At 72.3% G+C, this 16,682-nt stretch carries 16 protein-coding genes and 1 tRNA gene; 7 read left to right on the top strand and 10 right to left on the bottom strand.

Features of this window, described 5'->3' with window-relative positions:
* The coding region (locus N801_RS14250) for a long-chain-fatty-acid--CoA ligase (protein WP_035939148.1) at positions 1-1,519 on the bottom strand (1,519 nt) is incomplete at its 3' end.
* Between the two features lie 141 nt (positions 1,520-1,660).
* Here N801_RS14250 and N801_RS14245 point away from each other — a divergent pair.
* Positions 1,661-2,134, top strand: a complete 474-nt coding sequence (locus tag N801_RS14245; protein ID WP_052113073.1) for an acyl-CoA thioesterase — start codon at positions 1,661-1,663, stop codon at positions 2,132-2,134.
* A complete protein-coding gene (locus N801_RS14240; RefSeq protein ID WP_035939117.1) occupies positions 2,131-2,778 on the top strand; it encodes a DUF8185 domain-containing protein in 648 nt (215 codons plus the stop codon). The genes N801_RS14245 and N801_RS14240 overlap by 4 nt, the downstream gene beginning before the upstream one ends.
* 2 nt (positions 2,779-2,780) lie before the next feature.
* Here N801_RS14240 and N801_RS14235 read toward each other — a convergent pair whose 3' ends face one another.
* The 5 genes from N801_RS14235 to N801_RS14215 form a co-directional block, all read right to left on the bottom strand.
* Entirely contained in the window at positions 2,781-3,170 is a 390-nt protein-coding gene (locus N801_RS14235; RefSeq protein WP_035939115.1) for a hypothetical protein, read from the bottom strand.
* Between the two features lie 136 nt (positions 3,171-3,306).
* Positions 3,307-4,641, bottom strand: a complete 1,335-nt coding sequence (locus N801_RS19865) for an HNH endonuclease signature motif containing protein (protein WP_052113071.1) — start codon at positions 4,639-4,641, stop codon at positions 3,307-3,309.
* Between the two features lie 142 nt (positions 4,642-4,783).
* The gene (locus N801_RS14225) at positions 4,784-6,193 is read right to left on the bottom strand and encodes an MFS transporter (RefSeq protein WP_156996784.1); all 1,410 of its coding nucleotides are present in this window, start codon (positions 6,191-6,193) and stop codon (positions 4,784-4,786) included.
* Positions 6,194-6,240: 47 nt separating this feature from the next.
* Positions 6,241-7,056 carry a glycerophosphodiester phosphodiesterase family protein gene (locus N801_RS14220; protein WP_035939113.1) on the bottom strand — a complete coding sequence of 272 codons (816 nt, stop codon included), beginning with the start codon at positions 7,054-7,056 and terminating at the stop codon, positions 6,241-6,243.
* 3 nt (positions 7,057-7,059) lie between these two features.
* Positions 7,060-8,835: a glycoside hydrolase family 13 protein gene (locus N801_RS14215; RefSeq protein WP_052113068.1), complete on the bottom strand. Its 1,776-nt coding sequence runs from the start codon at positions 8,833-8,835 to the stop codon at positions 7,060-7,062.
* A gap of 133 nt (positions 8,836-8,968) precedes the next feature.
* On the opposite strand from N801_RS14215, the gene N801_RS14210 reads away from it, so the two are divergent.
* Complete coding sequence (locus N801_RS14210; protein WP_035939110.1) at positions 8,969-9,313, top strand: dihydrofolate reductase family protein; 345 nt, start codon at positions 8,969-8,971, stop codon at positions 9,311-9,313.
* Between the two features lie 18 nt (positions 9,314-9,331).
* Here the strand turns inward: N801_RS14210 and N801_RS14205 are convergent, their stop codons facing one another.
* From N801_RS14205 to pepN, 3 genes are read right to left on the bottom strand one after another with little or no spacing between them, the layout of a single operon-like run.
* Entirely contained in the window at positions 9,332-9,787 is a 456-nt protein-coding gene (locus tag N801_RS14205; protein WP_084108998.1) for a globin, read from the bottom strand.
* Positions 9,784-10,725 carry a mechanosensitive ion channel family protein gene (locus N801_RS14200; protein WP_035939108.1) on the bottom strand — a complete coding sequence of 314 codons (942 nt, stop codon included), beginning with the start codon at positions 10,723-10,725 and terminating at the stop codon, positions 9,784-9,786. The genes N801_RS14205 and N801_RS14200 overlap by 4 nt, the downstream gene beginning before the upstream one ends.
* Positions 10,722-13,280, bottom strand: a complete 2,559-nt coding sequence (gene pepN, locus N801_RS14195) for an aminopeptidase N (protein ID WP_035939105.1) — start codon at positions 13,278-13,280, stop codon at positions 10,722-10,724. Before pepN ends, N801_RS14200 begins: the two co-directional genes overlap by 4 nt.
* A 110-nt stretch (positions 13,281-13,390) precedes the next feature.
* Between pepN and N801_RS14190 the strand changes: the two genes are divergently transcribed.
* The 4 genes from N801_RS14190 to trmB all read left to right on the top strand — a co-directional run bounded on the left by N801_RS14190 (position 13,391) and on the right by trmB (position 16,444).
* Positions 13,391-14,005 (top strand): mycothiol-dependent nitroreductase Rv2466c family protein, encoded by a 615-nt coding sequence (locus N801_RS14190; RefSeq protein ID WP_035939101.1) that lies wholly within the window; start codon positions 13,391-13,393, stop codon positions 14,003-14,005.
* A 57-nt stretch (positions 14,006-14,062) separates the two neighbouring features.
* Positions 14,063-14,530, top strand: coding sequence for a ribose-5-phosphate isomerase (locus tag N801_RS14185; protein ID WP_035939098.1), 468 nt, complete (start codon positions 14,063-14,065; stop codon positions 14,528-14,530).
* 97 nt (positions 14,531-14,627) lie between these two features.
* Positions 14,628-15,740, top strand: a complete 1,113-nt coding sequence (locus N801_RS14180; RefSeq protein ID WP_156996783.1) for a PP2C family protein-serine/threonine phosphatase — start codon at positions 14,628-14,630, stop codon at positions 15,738-15,740.
* A gap of 20 nt (positions 15,741-15,760) precedes the next feature.
* Positions 15,761-16,444 (top strand): tRNA (guanosine(46)-N7)-methyltransferase TrmB, encoded by a 684-nt coding sequence (gene trmB / locus N801_RS14175; RefSeq protein ID WP_035939094.1) that lies wholly within the window; start codon positions 15,761-15,763, stop codon positions 16,442-16,444.
* Between the two features lie 156 nt (positions 16,445-16,600).
* Here trmB and N801_RS14170 read toward each other — a convergent pair.
* Positions 16,601-16,674: transfer RNA gene (locus N801_RS14170), tRNA-Pro, on the bottom strand.
* Between the last annotated feature and the right edge of the window lie 8 nt (positions 16,675-16,682).

Raw genomic sequence — 16,682 nt, 5'->3', positions numbered from 1 at the left:
CCGCATCGGTCGTGACCACGGCGACGACCTCCTCGCTGCCGTCGTCGCGCGGCAGGCCGACGACCGCCGCGTCGGTCACGCCCGGGTAGTCCTTGAGCGCTGCCTCGACCTCCGAGGGCATGACGTTGAAGCCGCCGGTGATGATGAGCTCCTTGATGCGGTCGACGATGGTGACGAAGCCGTCCCCGTCGACCTCCACGATGTCACCGGTGCGCAGCCACCCTCCCTCGAGCAGGGTCTCGGCCGTCTCGTCGGGCTTGCCCCAGTAGCCGCCGAAGACCTGCGGTCCACGCAGGAGCAGCTCGCCGCGCTCCCCGGGGGCGCGGTCGGCCGTGGGGCGCGCCGGGTCCACCACGCGGATCTCGGTGTTGGGGAAGGGGACCCCGACCGCGCCGGGTCGGCGGGTGAGACCGATCGGGTTGCCGATGGCGACCGGTGAGGTCTCGGTCATGCCGTAGCCCTCGACGAGGAGGCCGCCGGTGGTGGACTCCCACAGCTCCAGGGTCTGCGTCGTGAGCGGCATCGCCCCCGAGATGGCGAAGCGGATCGAGGACAGGTCCACTCCCCGCTCCTTCGCCGCGCGGGCGAGCCGCTCGTAGATCGGCGGGACCGCCGGCAGGAAGGTCGGCGGGTGCCGCTTCGCCGCGGCGAGCACGAGGTCGACGTCGAACTTCGGGAAGAGGACGAGCCGGGCGCCGATGCTCATGGCGAACGTCAGGCACAGGGTGAGCCCGTACGCGTGGAACATCGGCAGCACCGCGTAGACGACCTCGTCGCCGTCGACGAGGCCGGGCACCCACGCCCGGCCCTGGGCCGCGTTGGCTCCGAGGTTGAGGTGCGTGAGCATGGCGCCCTTGGGCGTGCCGGTCGTGCCACTGGTGTACTGGATGACGGCGAGGTCGCCGACCACCGGGCGGGGGTGGTCCTTGTCGAGGGGGTCGTGCGCCAGCAGCCGGTTCCAGGGGAGGGCTCCCGGGGCAGGGCCGGTCATCGACGCGCGCGCCGTCCGGGCCCTGCTCACGGGGAGCCGGAGCGCGAGGCGCTTGGTCAGGGGCATCGACGCGGTGATGTCGACGGCGACGACGTGCTCGACCCCCGGCAGACCCTGCACGAGCGGTGCCACCTTGTCCCACACCACCGCCACGCTCGCCCCGTGGTCCTCGAACTGGTGGGCGAGCTCGGACTTGGTGTACAGCGGGTTGTGCTCGACGACGACGGCACCGAGCCGGAGCACCGCGTAGAACGCGACGATGTGCTCGGGGCAGTTGGGGAGCACGAGGCCCACCCGGTCGCCGGGACCCACACCCAGACGGCGCAGGCCCTCGGCTGCGCGGGCGACCCTCCGCCCGAGCTCGGTGTAGGTGACCTCCGCGCCGAAGAACTCCAGTGCCACCCGGTCTCCGAAGGTCGCCACCGCGTTGTCGAGGAGGTCGACGAGCGAGCCCTCCGGGAGCTCGATGTCCGGAGCCACACCCTCCGCGTAGTGCCGGAGCCACGGGCGCCCCACGTCTGTTGGCATCACGACCACCTTTCCGATCTCCCCAGCGTATGGCCCGGTCCGCGCAGGTCCGGCCCGGGGTCGCACGGCGCCGCCGCCGTGGCCGTGGTGCTCCGCGGCGCGCATCGTCGGCGACCCGCCGGGGCTGCCAGACTGTTCCCCATGCCCCAGCCCGACCCCCACCCCGAGGCCCCACGGCCCTACCGGACCGAGGTGCCACTGCGCTGGTCCGACATGGACGCCTACGGGCACGTCAACAACGTCCAGTACCTCCGCCTTCTCGAGGACGCCCGGGTCATCGGATTCCGTGAGTGGTTCGGTGCCGACAAGTCGCTCCTCGACGGTGGCGTCGTCGTGTCGCGCCACGAGATCGAGTACCTCGCACCCCTCACCTACCGCCCCGAGCCGATCGAGGTCGACATGTGGGTGACCCGCACGAGCGGCGCCGGCTTCACCCTCGGCTACGTCGTGCGGGACCCGGAGTCGTTGGGGGAGGGCGTCTACGCGCTCGCCGAGACCGGGCTCGTGCTCTACGACTTCAGGACCGCGGGGCCGCGCCGGATCACCGAGGACGAGCGGTCGGTCCTCCAGGGCCACGTCGGCGGCCCGGTCGCCTTCCGCTGGTCACGCCGGTGAGCGCGATCGGCCCGTCACGACTCGTCCTCACCGATGCGGAGTCCCTCCTGGACCTCGGACGGTATGCCGCCCGCGCCCGAGCGCTCGACGCCGACGGTGCCGTGCGGCTCCAGGCCGTCGGGTCGGTCCTCGCCGCGTGGGTCGGCGTGCTCCCGGGCACCGGCCTGCTCGGGGTCGGGACCACTCTCGGGCTGCGCACCTCCGCCCTGGCCGAACCGGCCCAGCTCGACGTCCTCGTCCCCCTGGCGGCCGTGACCGACCGGGTCGCGCGTGAGGGGGAGCCGGCGGTGCTGCCCGTGCCGCCCATGAGGGTCAACGCTGCGTGGGCCGCGGTCTCCCCGCCCCGCGGCGGATGGGAGCCCCTGGGGTCGGTCGCCTCGGAGGCGTTGCAGCGCAGCGCATCGGAGGGGATCGCCGAGGTCACGAGCGGGGCGCCTGACGGGTCCGGCGCGGTCGCCGTGGCGTCGTTGCGCGCCCAGGTGTGGCGCCGCCCGGTCCCGGACGCACCGGGGGTGCCGGCGGCACTGGCCTTCGCGGCATACGCTCTGGGGTTCCTGACGCCGGGAGCGGAGGCGACCGTGGCGACGAGCGGTCCGTGGACACGGCTCACCACGCCGGCGGGCCACGCGCTCACCCGTCGCTGAGGTCAGTCGACCAGGAGGCCGATGAGGTAGGACGCGGCGTTCAACCCGACGAACCCGAGCGCGACGACGGCGCCCACGATGGCGGGCACCATGCCGTCGCGTCGGCCGAGGCGACGCGCCTTCCGGCCCTGCTGCAGGGCCAGTGCTCCGGGGACCACCATGACTCCCAGCGCGGGAACTGCCGCCAGCAGCACGGTCCACACGCCGGGATCGCCCTCACCGTTGCTCAGCAGGCTGAAGATCCCTTCGCCCACGAGGAAGGCGAGGACGACGGAGACGGGGAACAGGGCGAGCGACCACCACGCGCGACGGTAGGCGCGGTCGGCGTCCCTGCCGGGGGTCCCTGAGGTGGCGGTCCTGTCGCCCCGAGGGGTGAGGTGTGACGTGGTCATGGCCGAACCTCCTTCGTGCACCTCCAGTCTCCGCCCGGGCACGGAGCGTCGGCAGGGACGTTGGTCACCGCGCCGCCGCTCCACCACGCAGCCCGATGACCCTGACACCGCGTGGGCGTCAGGGACCGGGGCGGGGTCATCGTCGATGTCGGGCGGCATCGTCGCCTGCGGCCCGGCCGAGGCCGGAGTCGAGGCGTGCGAGGGCGTCGTCGTACGCCCCTCTGGTGCGGTCCCAGACGACACCGGATCGGCCTTGGTCGTCGGTGGCGACCCAGCCGTGGAACCGCTGCGAGTGCACGGTCGTGTGGTGCCGCTGGCACAGGAGGGCGGCGTTGTCGAGGTCGGTTGCTCCACCGTCGGCCCAGTGGATGAGGTGGTGGGCGTCGCACCACGACGCTGGGGCATCACACCCCGGATAGGTGCAGTGCCGGTCGCGCAGCCAGAGCCGCTTGATCTGGGCCGGCGTGAACCACCGCTCGGCCCGACCGAGGTCGACGACCTCGCCACGGCTGCCCAGGACCGTCGGGATGATCGTCGCGTCGCAGGCCCAGCGCCGGACGGTCTCGGGCGTGGCCAGCTCGCCGGTGGTCAGTCCGCCCAGCAGGGTCCCGCTCCCGGCCCGTCGCTGGAGGTCCTGGAGGGAGATGGTGACGAACACCTGGGCCTTCGTCGAGGACCACGTCCTGTCGCCCGCGGCCTGGGCGCGGCCGATGACCGCGAGGAGGGCCTCGGCCCGGCGCTGGTCGTGGGGGCGCAGGTCGGGCTCGCCGTCGACGGGGGCCGGCGCCGACAACGGCCCGATCGCGGCCTCGAGGGCGGCGCGGCCCTCGCGAGAGATCCGCAGCAGGTACTCGAACAGCCCCGGCGCCACCTCACGCCCGGCCGAGAGCGACTGGCCGCGGCGGGCGCGGTCCTCGCTGTCGTCGAAGTCGCCCTCGAGGCCGTGGGTGGCGAGGAGGTGCTCGCGCAGCTGCCGGACCGTGCGGGCGTCGTGACGTTCGCCGAGCGTCATCAGCCCGGCCCAGACGCTGTCGACGGCCTCGGGCCGCAGGTGCGGCTTGAGGAGTCGCATCTCGTTGAGAGCAACCCGGGCGGTGCCGATGCTGACCCGCCCCGACACCACGGCGTCACGCAGGATGGCGTGGCGGGGGTCGCGGCACGCCTGCGCGACCACGGCGACGCGGGAGGCGCCGACGACGGCATACCGACGGTGGTGAGCCGCGACCCAGTCCCGGGCGGTCAGGGGCGGGCTCGCGTTCGCCGGTTCGCCACGCTCGACGGCCTCGACCGTGAGGGCGACCTCGGCGCCCTCTCCGACCGCGGCGAGGTCGCCCAGCGCCTCCATCCCCTCGGCCAGCTCCGCACCGGTGGCCTGCCAGGTCACGCCCGGCAGCGCCGCCGCCGCCTCGCGAGCAGCGTGCAGGCGCCGCAGGCACTCTGCGTAGCTCAGCTCTGCTGCTTCGGTGGCCATGAGAAGACTCTAGGGGCGACCACCGACAGCCAACGAAGCGTCAGAACCGCTGTGCCCCAACGTTTCCAGCGTCACCGTCTCACCGCAGCGTCCGCAAAGATGGTCGCCAACACGACCACCTTTGCGGACGCAAGGAGTCGGGTCAGGTGCGGATGCGGCGGCCGGCGAGGACGACGAGGGTGGCGACGCAGGCCGTCCCCAGCCACATCGTCACGAAGACCGGCACGTCCTCGCCGGCGCGCGTGTGCAGGGCCGCGAACACGGCACCCGTCCCGGCGATGCCGATGACCGAGCCGAGCACGTCGGACAGCTGGAGCGACGAGGACGCCGACCCGTGGTCGGCGGGCGGGGTGAGCGAGAGGGCGAGCACCGAGAGGCTGGCGGTTCCCAGCCCCATCCCGAGCCCGGCGACCGCGAGAGCGGCGGCAGTCAGCCACGGCCACCAGCCGAGATGGGTGATGGCGACGACGCCGAGCAGCCCGAGCGCCAACGACGCCCCGCCGAGGCTGACGAGCCGGTCACGCGAGCCGGCGAACCGGTCGCGACCCTGGATCCACGACCCCAGGGACCAGCCGATCGACCCGACCGCGAGCACGGTCCCCGCCCGGGCCAGGGAGAAGCCGCGCTCACCGGTGAGCATGAGCGGCACGTAGGTGATCGTCCCGAAGAAGGCGCAGGGGAGGAAGAAGCGGCTCAGCATCACCGAGGGCAGGCCGCGACGCATCGCGAAGGTGCCGCGGGGGAGCAGGAGGGGCGCGCAGACCGCCATGCCGAGCAGGCCGAGCAGGCCGGCGACCGTCCGCGGCGACCACGACATCTCGAGCTCGTGGGTGCCCCACTGCATGACGCCGGCGGAGACGGCGATGCCGAGCCCCAACCACGCCGCGCGGACGTGGGAGCGGTGGTCCCGACCCGACGCCTCGACCACCGTGTCGGCCGCCTGGATCTGTCCGCGACGGGCGACGACGACGACGAGCGCGACGACGACCGGGGCGATGACGACCCAGAAGACCCAGCGCCACGACCACGTGCTCGTCACCCACCCGGCGAGCACCGGCCCGAGCAGGGCGGGCAGCACCCAGGCCGCGCTGATGACGCTGAAGACCTTGGGGCGCAGGGCTGCCGGGTAGGCCCGCCCGACGACGACGAACCCGGCGACGAACGTGAGCCCCGCCCCGAGGCCCGCGACCGCGCGCCCGAGGAGGAACGGTGCGAACTCCGTGGACGCCCCGCAGATGCCGCACCCGACGGCGAAGAGCACCTGCCCGACGAGCAGTGACGGCAGCGAACCCGACCGGTCGCACCACACCCCGGCGAGCACGATCCCGAGGAGCTGGAGCGTGAGCATCACCGAGAAGGCGAGCCCGTAGGAGCGCACCGCGTCGAGCTCCACGGCGACCTCGGGCATGGCGGTCGACACCGCCATGGACTCGAAGGCGATGACGGTGATGAGCGCGACGATGGCGAGGGTCAGCGCCGCGAACTCCGGCCCGAACAGGCCCACCCGGTCGCGCGTCCCCACCCCGACCGCCGCACCACCCCGATCACTCACCCGGTCACGCTACGTGATGCCGCGCGCCCTCAGGAGGGCGGCGCGCGTCAGGCCGCCGGGGTCAGCGGGTGCCCGCGTTCGACGAGCACGTCGCGCAGGACGTCGATGTGGTCGGTGACGATGCCGTCGACCCCGAGGTCGAGGAGCCGGTGCATCTCGTCGGCGTCCTCGTCGCTCCACTCGTGGAACCACACGTGGACCTGCTTGCCGAGACGGTGGGCGACCTCGACGAGACCCGGGGTGACCAGGGTGAGGTCCCGCCCCCGGACCCGGTGGGTCGTGGGGATCTGCAGCACCGGTGCCGGCGTGTGCAGCAACCGCGAGACGACCTGCGGGGCGAAGCGCAGCAGCCCCGTCCCCACCTGGCCGGCGGCGGTGGCGAGCGACGGGCCGAGGGCGCGACGCGCGGCCCGCACCCGACGCTCGCTGAACGACCCGATGCACACCCGCGCGGTGGCCGCGTGCCGCCGGATCGTGTCGACCGTCGGGGCCAGCGCCGAGTCGGCCTTGATGTCGATGTTGAGCCGGGTCGTCGGGAACTCCTCGAGCAGCTCGGTGAGCAGCGGCACGGCGTCGGTGCCGTTGATGCGCACCTCGCGCACCGCGGCATACGGCAGGTCGAGGATCGCACCCTCGCCGTCGGTGACGCGGTCGAGGTGGGTGTCGTGGAAGGCGACGAGCTCACCGTCGGACGTCGCGTGCACGTCGGTCTCGAGGTAGTGGTAGCCCATGTCGACGGCGCGGCGGAAGGCACCGACCGTGTTCTCGAGGCCGACGTTGGGGGCGTATGCCGCCCCGCCACGGTGGGCCATCGCGATCGGCCCGTTCTGGTCGAAGTAGGCGAAGTCGGTGGCGCGGGCCATGCCTCAGAGCACCGCCCACACGGCGACATCGGTCGGGACCAGCCCGTCGGGCGTCAGCTCACCCGAGCGATGGGTGACCTGTGCACCGTCGGGCAGCCGCACCGGCTCCGAGCCGAGGTTCACCAGCGCCAGGGTGCGCCGCGAGTCGTCGCCGGAGCTGTTGACGAGGGCGACGACGCCGTCGCCGGACAGCTCGTGCCACGACGCCGCGCCGAGGCCGAGCCGGCCCGCGCGCCGGGCGGCGAGCAGCGACCGGTAGAGCTCCAGAGTGGAGCCCTCGACACCGGCCTGCTGGTCCACGGCATACGCGCCGTAGGACTCGGGCTGCGGCAGCCACGTCCGGTCCGAGGGCCCGAAGCCGTGGCTGGGCGCGTCCTTGACCCACGGCATCGGCACCCGGCACCCGTCACGCCCGATCTCCTTGCCCTGGGTGCGGAAGAAGGTCGGGTCCTGGCGGAACTCGTGCGGCATGTCGGTCGACTCGGGCAGGCCGAGCTCCTCGCCCTGGTAGACGTACGCGCTGCCCGGGAGGGCGAGCATGAGCATCGTGGCCGCGCGGGCACGGCGCAGCCCGAGCGCGGTGTCCGGCTGGGCCCGGTCCGCGGCGATGCCGTTGGGGCGGGGGAGCGACTGGTCGAGACCGAGGCGGGAGGCGTGGCGCACGACGTCGTGGTTGGACAGCACCCACGTCGTGGGTGCGCCGACGGCGTCGTTGTCGCGGTAGGAGTGCTCGATGACGGCTCGCAGGCTCGCGGCATCCCAGTGCGTGTCGAGGAAGTCGAAGTTGAACGCCTGGTGCATCTCGTCGGGACGCACGTATCGGGCCAGCCGGTGGCCGGGCTTGACCCACGCCTCGGCGCAGAGGATCCGCTGGGGAGAGGGCTGCGCGTCGAGGACGGCGCGCCAGCGTCGGTAGATCTCGTGGACGCCCTCCTGGTCCCACATCGGTGCCCGAGGGCCCTCGTCGTCGACCTCGGCCTGCTCGCCGGGGGGCGACGGCAGCGCCGCCTCCGGGTTGTGGTCGGTGGCGTCGAACGCCTGCAGCGGCCCGTCGAAGTCGGGGAGCCCGTCCTCCTTGACGAGGGCGTTGGCGACGTCGACGCGGAAGCCGTCCACCCCACGCGCACACCAGAACTCGAGGATCGAGACGAACTCGTCGCCGATCTCCGGGTTGTTCCAGTCGTAGTCGGGCTGGGTGGTGTCGAAGATGTGGAGGTACCACTGCCCGGGGGTGCCGTCCGCCTCGGTCACCCGGGTCCAGCCGGCACCGCCGAAGACCGACGGCCAGTTGTTGGGCGGTTCCACGCCGCCCTCGCCGCGGCCGTCGCGGAAGATGTAGCGGCTCCGCTCGGGGCTGCCGGGAGGGCTGGCCAGCGCGGCCCGGAACCACTCGTGCTCGCTGGAGGAGTGGTTGGGGACGAGGTCGACGAGCACCTTGATCCCGAGGTCGTGTGCTCCGGCGATGAGCGCGTCCGCGTCCGCGAGCGAGCCGAAGAGCGGGTCGATGTCGCGGTAGTTCGCGACGTCGTAGCCGGCGTCGTTCATCGGGGAGACGTAGAACGGCGAGAGCCACACCGCGTCGACCCCGAGGTCGCGCAGGTAGGGGAGTCTCGCCGTGATGCCCGGCAGGTCGCCGATGCCGTCGCCGTCGGAGTCCGACCAGGAGCGCGGGTAGATCTGGTAGATCACCGCGTCGCGCCACCACGGCGCATCGGCCGGGTCGGCGGGGTGGAGGGTCGTGCGCAGGACGTCAGGAGTGGTCTGGGTCACGGACCCCATGCTTCCGTATGCCGTCCGCCCCCTCCAACTCGTGCGTCTCACCTTGTGGCCGGGGCGCCGATGTCTTCTCGCACCGGGGCGACATCTCACGACGCGCTGATTTGGAGAGCATCCCGAGGACAGGAGCCGCCCCATGGGCACGGTGGTCATGTACGCGTCGGTGTCGGTGGACGGCTTCATCGCCGACGAGAACGACCAGCCCGGACCGCTGTTCGACTGGTTGACCAACGGTGACGTCCCGCTGGACGACAGCGGCGTCCTCGCGGTGTCGCAGGCGTCCTACGACTACACCCGGGCGTACTGGGACGAGGTCGGGGTGACGATCGCCGGACGCCGCGTCTTCGAGGTCGTCCCCGTCGTGCTCGGGTCCGGCAAGCGCTACTTCGGGTCGGTCGACGCCCAGCACCTCTTGGAGGATCCTGACGCGGTGATCCGGGGCAACCGGGTGCTCCACCTGCGCCATCGGGTGCGCCGGTGACCGATGGCGCGGCGTGCGTCAGAGGGTGGGGCGCCCGCCCGGGGTGACGGGGGAGGACGACGGCGCTCCACCGGTGGACGGTGCGCCACCGGTCGCCGACGTCGCGTCGTCGGTGTTGACGAGCATGTGGGCGGCGCGCATGAAGTACTCGCGCATCGCCTCCGCGTTGGCCTCGGGGAGGTCGAGGGTCTCCATCGCCGCGAGCATGTGGCGCATCCACCGGTCGCGCATGTCGAGCGTCACCGGGAAGTGCACGTGCCGCATCCTCAGCCGCGGGTGGCCCCGCTCCTCGCTGTAGGTGTGCGGGCCGCCGAAGTACTGCTCGAGGAACATCCGCAGCCGGCGCTCCGCCGGCGCGAGGTCCTCCTCCGGGTACAGCGCCCGCAGCGCGGGGTCGGTCGCGACCCCCTGGTAGAAGGCGTGGACGAGACGCTCGAACGTCTCGGCGCCGCCGACCTCGTCGTAGAAGCTCATGCGCGTCCTCCCGGTCCGCCGAACCCACCGAAGGGTCCCATCGGTGGTGCCTTGACCCCGGCCTCGTCGAGGGCCGACTTGATCCGCTGGCGCAGCGCGCGCTGGACGTCGACCTTGTCGCCGGGCGAGGTCTGGGCGAGCACGCGGATCGTCATCGTCTGGCCGGTGATCGACTCGACCCCGGCCACGGTCGGGGTGTCGAGCAGCCGCCCCTGCCAGTCATCCTCGCCCGCCATGGCCTCCGCCGCCGCGTGGATGACCGCGGAGACACGGGCGACGTCCTCGTCGTAGGCCACGGGGACGTCGACGATCGCGGTGGCGCGGTGCTGGCTGAGGTTGCCGATCCGGATGATCTCGCCGTTGCGGATGTACCAGGTGACCCCGTCGGCGTCCCGGAGCCGGGTGACCCGCAGCGAGACCTCCTCGACCGTCCCGATCGCCTCACCGGTGTCGATGACGTCACCGACGCCGTACTGGTCCTCGAGGATCATGAACACCCCGGAGAGGAAGTCCTTGACGAGGCTCTGCGCGCCGAACCCGAGGGCCACGCCACCGACGCCCGCCGAGGCGAGCAGGGGGGCGAGCGGGATGCCCACGAGGTCCATGACGGTGAGGGCGGCGATGGCGGCGACGACGAACGTCACCGTGCTGCGCAGCAGCGTGCCGAGGGTCGTCATGCGCTGCTGGTGCCGGGCCCGGGCGAGGCCGGTGGCCTCGGTCCAGATCCGGCCGGCCCGGGACGTGTCGGACGCGTCGTCGCGGCGCTCGGTGGTGCGAGCGGTCATCGCCGCGACGGTGCGCGTGATGATCCGGTGCGCGAGCCAGCGCAGGACGACGGCGAGGACGATCGTGAGGAGGACGCGCAGCCCGTCGGTGAGCAGCCAGTCCTGGACCTGCTCGGCGGTCAGCCGCGTGGCGGTGAGGTCGACTCGGGTCATGCGCGGGCGTCACGCTCCTGCGCCGCGAGGGCGCGGGTGATCGGGTCGCGGTTCTCGGCGACGAGGCGGCGCAGGGCGTCCGGCGCGTCCGGGTGCGCGTCGAGCCACTCCTGGGTCGCGTCGCGCAGCCGGGCCGAGGCGAGGCCGCGCGGGTAGAACCCGACGACGATCGACTCGACGAGCGCCATCGACCCCTTGTCCCTGAGGGAGTCGAGAGCGGCGTGGTAGCGGTCGACGAAGGGCTCGAGGGCGCTGACGTCACCGAGCCGCCCGAACCCGAGCCCGTAGGCGTCGACCATCGAGTTCGAGAGCCCGGCCTCCTCGACGGCCGCCTTCCACGCGGCCTCCTTGGCCTCCGGCGTCGGGACTGCGGCGCGCGCGCGAGCGGCGCGCTCACGACCGGTCGCCGTGGCGTCGCGCTCCAGCTCGGCCTCGACCTCGCCGTCGCCCAGGACGCCGGCGCCGGCGAGCCCGGTGAGCAGCGTCCAGCGCATGTCGGTGTCGAGGGCGAGGCCCTCGAGCTGCTGGGTGCCGTCGAGCAGACCACGCAGGTATGCCGTGTCGTCACCCGTCGTCGTGAACCCGGCGGCCGCGCTGACGAGCTGGAGCTGGGCGTCGCTGCCCGGCTCCGCGACCCGCGTCGCCTCCCAGAGGCGGTCGAGCGTGGAGCGGCGGGTCTGCTCGCGGTGCTCGGGGGCGACGTAGAGGTGGACGGCAGTCGACAGCTGGGCGAGCAGCGTGCGGATGAGGGTCGAGTCGTCCTCGCCGGGCAGCACCTCGAGGACGAGGTCGGCGAAGGTGCGCGCGCTCATCTCCGCGTCCCGCGTCATGTCCCACGCCGAGGCGAGGATCAGCGACTTCGGCAGCGAGCTCTCGAAGGTGCGCACGTGCTCCAGCGCGGTCGCGAGCGAGCGCTGGTCGAGCCGGATCTTCGCGTAGGTGAGGTCGTCGTCGTTGACGAGCAGCAGGTCCGGCTGCTCGCGCCCGATGAGCTCGGGGATCTCGGTCCGGGCACCGGTGAGGTCGAGCTCGAGACGGTCGGTGCGGGTGAGGCGAGTGGCGCCGTCCGCGCCGGTGCTCACGGCATACAGGCCGATCGCGAGACGGTGCGGGCGGATCGTCTCGAAGCCCTCGGCGAAGGTCTGCTCGACCACGGCCGCGGACACATGGCCGCGGTCGTCGACCTCGACGAGGGGGCGCAGCGTGTTGACCCCGGCGGTCTCGAGCCACGCCTTGCTCCACGTGCGCAGGTCCCGACCGGACGTCGCCTCGAGCTCGTCGAGGAGGTCGTCAAGGGTCGTGTTGCCCCACTGGTGCTTGGCGAAGTAGGCGCGCAGGCCGTCCCGGAAGGGCTCGCGGCCGACGTACGCGACGAGCTGCTTGAGGACCGAGGCGCCCTTGGCGTAGGTGATGCCGTCGAAGTTGACCTCGACGTCCTCGAGGTCGCGGATCGGGGCGACGATCGGGTGGGTCGAGCTGAGCTGGTCCTGGCGGTAGGCCCAGTCCTTCTCGTGGGTGCCGAACGTCGTCCATGCCTCGGTCCACTGGGTCGCCTCGGCCTGCGCCGTGGTCGAGGCCCACTCGGCGAACGACTCGTTGAGCCACAGGTCGTTCCACCACCTCATCGTCACGAGGTTGCCGAACCACATGTGGGCGAGCTCGTGCAGCAGGGTGAGGGCGCGGCGCTCGACGATCGCGTCGGTGACCTTGGAGCGGAAGACGTACATCTCGTTGAAGGTCACGCACCCGGCGTTCTCCATCGCGCCCATGTTGTACTCCGGCGTGAAGACCTGGTCGTACTTCTCGAAGGGGTACGGCTGGTCGAACTCGGCCTCGAAGAACGCGAAGCCCTTCTTCGTCAGGTCGAAGAGGTTGTCGGCGTCGAGGAACTGGGTGAGCGACTTCCGGCAGAAGATGCCGAGCGGGACCTCGCCCCTGCGGCTCTGGGCGGTGTCGCGCACGACGTCGTAGGGGCCGGCGACGAGCGCCGTGATGTAGCTCGAGATCGGCGGGGTCGCGGCGAAGCGCCACGTCGAGACGCCGTCACGACCGGTCGGCTCGCCCTCGGGGGTGGGGGAGTTGGACAGCACCTGCCAGTGGCTCGGCGCCGTGACCGTGAAGGTGAAGCGCGCCTTGAGATCCGGCTGCTCGAAGACGGGGTACATGCGCCGGCTGTCCGGCACCTCGAACTGGCTGTAGAGGTAGACCTCGTCGTCCACCGGGTCGACGAAGCGGTGCAGTCCCTCACCGGTGTTCATGTACGTGCCGGTGGCCTCGATGCGCAGCTCGTTGTCCGCCGCCAGCCCGTCGACCGCGATCCTCGTCCCGTCGTATGCCGGCTCGACCACCGCACCGTTGAGGGTCACCGTGTCCACCGACGTGCCGAGGAAGTCGACGAAGGTCGAGGCGCCCTCGGAGGCGCGGAAACGGATGGTGCTCGTCGTCGCGAAGGTCGTCTCGGACGTCGTGAGGTCGAGCTCGACGGCGTAGGAGTCGACGTCGACGAGCGCGGAGCGCTCCTCGGCCTCGAGACGGGTGAGGTTCTTGCCGGGCACGGGTACGTCCTTCTTGTCCGGGGGAGGAGGAGACATCGGGTGGCCTGCCCAAATCCTCGCATGTGGACTCGGCGTCCCCGCGCCCCCGGCGCAGTGGCACGATTGCCGGCATGACTGACGAGCAGCGCACCACCGCCGAGTTCTGGTTCGACCCGCTGTGCCCCTGGGCCTGGATGACCTCCCGGTGGATGGGGGAGGTCGAGCAGACCCGACCCGTCGACGTCACCTGGTCGGTCATGTCCCTCGCCGTCCTCAACGAGGGCCGCGACCTCCCTCCGGAGTACCGCGACATGATGGATCGAGGGTGGGGCCCCGTCCGCGTCGTCACCGCCGCCGGTGAGCTGCACGGACCCGAGGTCGTCAAGCCCCTCTACGACGCCATCGGCACCGCGATCCACCCCGGTGGGGTCGACGACTACGACGAGGCCATCGCCATCGGGCTCGAGAAGGCCGGGCTGCCCGCCGACCTCGCGCGGTTCGCCTCCTCCGACGAGTACGACCCCCAGCTGCGGGACTCCACCAAGCGCGCCCTCGACCTCGTCGGTGACGACGTCGGCACGCCCGTAGTCGCCGTCGACGGCGTCGCCTTCTTCGGACCCGTCGTCAGCCCCGCCCCGCGGGGCGAGGCAGCCGGCCGGCTGTGGGACGGCTGCGTCCTCGTCGCCGGCACCCCGGGCTTCTTCGAGCTCAAGCGCAGCCGCACCGTCGGCCCCCAGTTCGACTGACCCCCTCGTCCCACCCCCTCTCGACCACTGACGTTCGACACAGGAGACCGACCACAGATGCGCGTACACATCGGCGGCGACCACGCGGCATACGAGCTGCACCAGGAGCTCGTCGCCTTCCTCGAGTCGGAGGGGCACGAGGTCACCGACCACGGGCCGTTCGGCCTCGACCCGCTCGACGACTACCCGGTGTTCGTCCTGCGTGCCGCCGAGGGCGTGGCCGCCGACCCCGGCTCGTTCGGGGTCGTGCTCGGCGGGTCCGGCAACGGCGAGCAGATGGCCGCCAACAAGGTGGCCGGCGTGCGGGCGGCCCTCTGCTACGACGACGAGCTGGCCCGGCTCGCGCGCGAGCACAACGACGCCCAGGTGATCTCGATCGGTGCCCGGATGAGCACCGCCGACGAGGCCCGCTCGATGGTCCGGACCTTCCTCGGGACCGCGTTCTCGGGGGACGAGCGCCACCAGCGCCGGATCGACATGGTCACCGCCTACGAGGGCTCGAAAAGGCTGCCTGACCTGCCCTGACGTCGCATCCGGCGGGGGGTCCTCCGAAGGGTTCCGCCACCGGCTACTCCTCGGTTACTGTGTCCTTCGGAACCGCCCCGAGACAGGAGACCGACAGGTGGCTACGGACGTCACCGTCCTTTCGCGCCGGCGCCCGTTGACCTTGGCGCGGCGGTTCCGTGCCTACACCCTCGCGGCCGGCGCGCGCCGTGACCGGGTCCTCTTCGCGCTGGCGCTCGTCGTCGCGCTCGGCTTCATCCTCGCGATCTTCACCTGGCCGGGCCGCTTCCCCTCCATCACGGTCGCCCCGCTGATCCTGCTCTCCGGGCTGTACCTCTCCAACCGCCACCTCGTCGCCCTCTACATCGTCATCGCGCTGGGGATGAGCATCGCCGCCCCGCGTCTGCCCACCCCCGGGCCCACCAAGATCGTCATGCTCTCCGCGATCGGCGCGCTCATGGTGATGATGCTCGTCGTCGCGTCCTCGAGGGTGCGGGTGGGCTCCATCGGGTTCCACAGCGAGGACCTCCTCGTCGAGCTCCGGGACCGCATCGCGCAGTCCGCGCACCTGCCAGGTCTGCCTCCGGGCTGGTCGGCCGAGGCCGCCGTGCTGTCGGCCAACGGTGAGGGCTTCTCGGGCGACTTCATGGTCGCCGACCGCACCCACGGCGGGCGCCACCTCGAGGTGGCCCTCGTCGACGTGAGCGGCAAGGGCCGCGAGGCCGGCACCCGGTCGCTGCTGCTGTCCGGCGCGCTCGGCGCGCTGCTGGGGGCCCTCACCCCGCCGGCCTTCCTCGCCGCGGCCAACAGCTACCTCGTCCGCCAGGGGTGGGAGGAGGGCTTCGCCACCGCCGTCCACGTCGACATCAACCTCGACACCGGCGAGTACTCCGTCGGCAACGCCGGCCACCCCTCCGCGGTGCGCTACTCCGCGGGCGCCGGCACCTGGGGCCTGCTCGAGGGTGGTCGCGGCCCGGTCCTCGGCATCATGCAGGGGGTGCAGTTCTCCCGCACGCACGGCAGGCTGGGGATGGGGGACGCGCTGATGATCTACTCCGACGGGATCATCGAGTCGCGAGGGCACGACCTCACCGAGGGGACCGACCGCATGCTCGGCGCCGCGTCCGACGCCATGGTCCGGGGAGCCGGGTCCATCGCCGACGCCGTCGTCTCCGCCGCGCGCTCTGGTGACTCCGACGACCGCGCCGTCTTCGTCATCGTCCGCCGCTGACCGCGGCTAACCTCGGTGGCGTGTCCTCCACCCGCTCCACCCTCGACCACGTCGCCCGCCACGGCGTGCGCACCTTCACGCCCCGCTGGCGCAGCTCGCCGCTGACCACGCAGCGCATGGCGCGGCTGCTGCCCCGCCACGTCGTCCCCGCGGAGGGCGTCCTCGACCGGGAGGCGTGGTTCGGGCGGAACGCGCCGGTGGTCCTCGAGGTCGGCTCGGGGTACGGCGCTGCCGCCGTCGCCTACGCCGCCGCGCACCCCGAGCACGACCTCCTCACCGCCGAGGTCCACGTGCCCGGCGTCGCCCGCATGCTCGCGCTCGCCGAGCCGCTGGAGCTGCGCAACCTCTGGGTGGAGTGCGACGACGCCCTCCCGCTGCTCACCGAGCGCATCCCGTCCGGGTCGCTGGCCGCCGTGCACCTGTTCTTCCCGGACCCCTGGCCCAAGGGCAAGCACGCCAAGCGGCGCTTCGTCCAGCAGCACAGCCTCAGCCTGCTCGCCGACCGGCTCGAGCCCGGCGGGGTCGTGCGCATCGCCACCGACCACGACGTCTACGCGGCCCACGTGCGCCGGCAGGTCGCCCACCACGGCGGGTGGACCCTCGTCGAGGGGGAGCGGCCGTCCTGGCGGCCCGACGACGGGTTCGAGGCGAAGGGGCTGCGGGCTGGTCGCTCGGTCGTCGAGTTCACCCTCACCCGCTCCTGAGCCCACCGTCAGTGGTGTGGTGCGCGCTCAGTTGCTCCTCCGTCGCAAACGCGCGCACCACACCACTGACGGTGCGCCGTGCACGCTCAGTTGCTCCTTCGTCGCAAACGCGCGCACCGCACACCATGCGCGCCGCGCACTCTCCAGTGGGTCCTGTCGGGGTAGCCAGATTCGAACTGGCGACCTTCCGCTCCCAAAGCGGACGCGCTACCAAGCTGCGCCATACCCCGGACGTTCT

The sequence above is a fragment of the Knoellia aerolata DSM 18566 genome (assembly GCF_000768695.1).
Taxonomy (GTDB): domain Bacteria; phylum Actinomycetota; class Actinomycetes; order Actinomycetales; family Dermatophilaceae; genus Knoellia; species Knoellia aerolata.
Note: the sequence above shows the minus strand (reverse complement) of the source record. Positions and strands in the feature narration are given on the sequence as shown.

Coding starts and splice junctions, on each gene's coding strand:
- N801_RS14210 (WP_035939110.1), top strand. CDS start 8,969: ATGGGCACGGTGGTCATGTACGCGTCGGTGTCGGTGGACGGCTTCATC.
- N801_RS14200 (WP_035939108.1), bottom strand. CDS start 10,725: ATGACCCGAGTCGACCTCACCGCCACGCGGCTGACCGCCGAGCAGGTC.
- N801_RS14190 (WP_035939101.1), top strand. CDS start 13,391: ATGACTGACGAGCAGCGCACCACCGCCGAGTTCTGGTTCGACCCGCTG.
- N801_RS19865 (WP_052113071.1), bottom strand. CDS start 4,641: ATGGCCACCGAAGCAGCAGAGCTGAGCTACGCAGAGTGCCTGCGGCGC.
- N801_RS14235 (WP_035939115.1), bottom strand. CDS start 3,170: ATGACCACGTCACACCTCACCCCTCGGGGCGACAGGACCGCCACCTCA.
- N801_RS14205 (WP_084108998.1), bottom strand. CDS start 9,787: ATGAGCTTCTACGACGAGGTCGGCGGCGCCGAGACGTTCGAGCGTCTC.
- N801_RS14185 (WP_035939098.1), top strand. CDS start 14,063: ATGCGCGTACACATCGGCGGCGACCACGCGGCATACGAGCTGCACCAG.
- N801_RS14245 (WP_052113073.1), top strand. CDS start 1,661: ATGCCCCAGCCCGACCCCCACCCCGAGGCCCCACGGCCCTACCGGACC.
- N801_RS14220 (WP_035939113.1), bottom strand. CDS start 7,056: ATGGCCCGCGCCACCGACTTCGCCTACTTCGACCAGAACGGGCCGATC.
- N801_RS14215 (WP_052113068.1), bottom strand. CDS start 8,835: ATGGGGTCCGTGACCCAGACCACTCCTGACGTCCTGCGCACGACCCTC.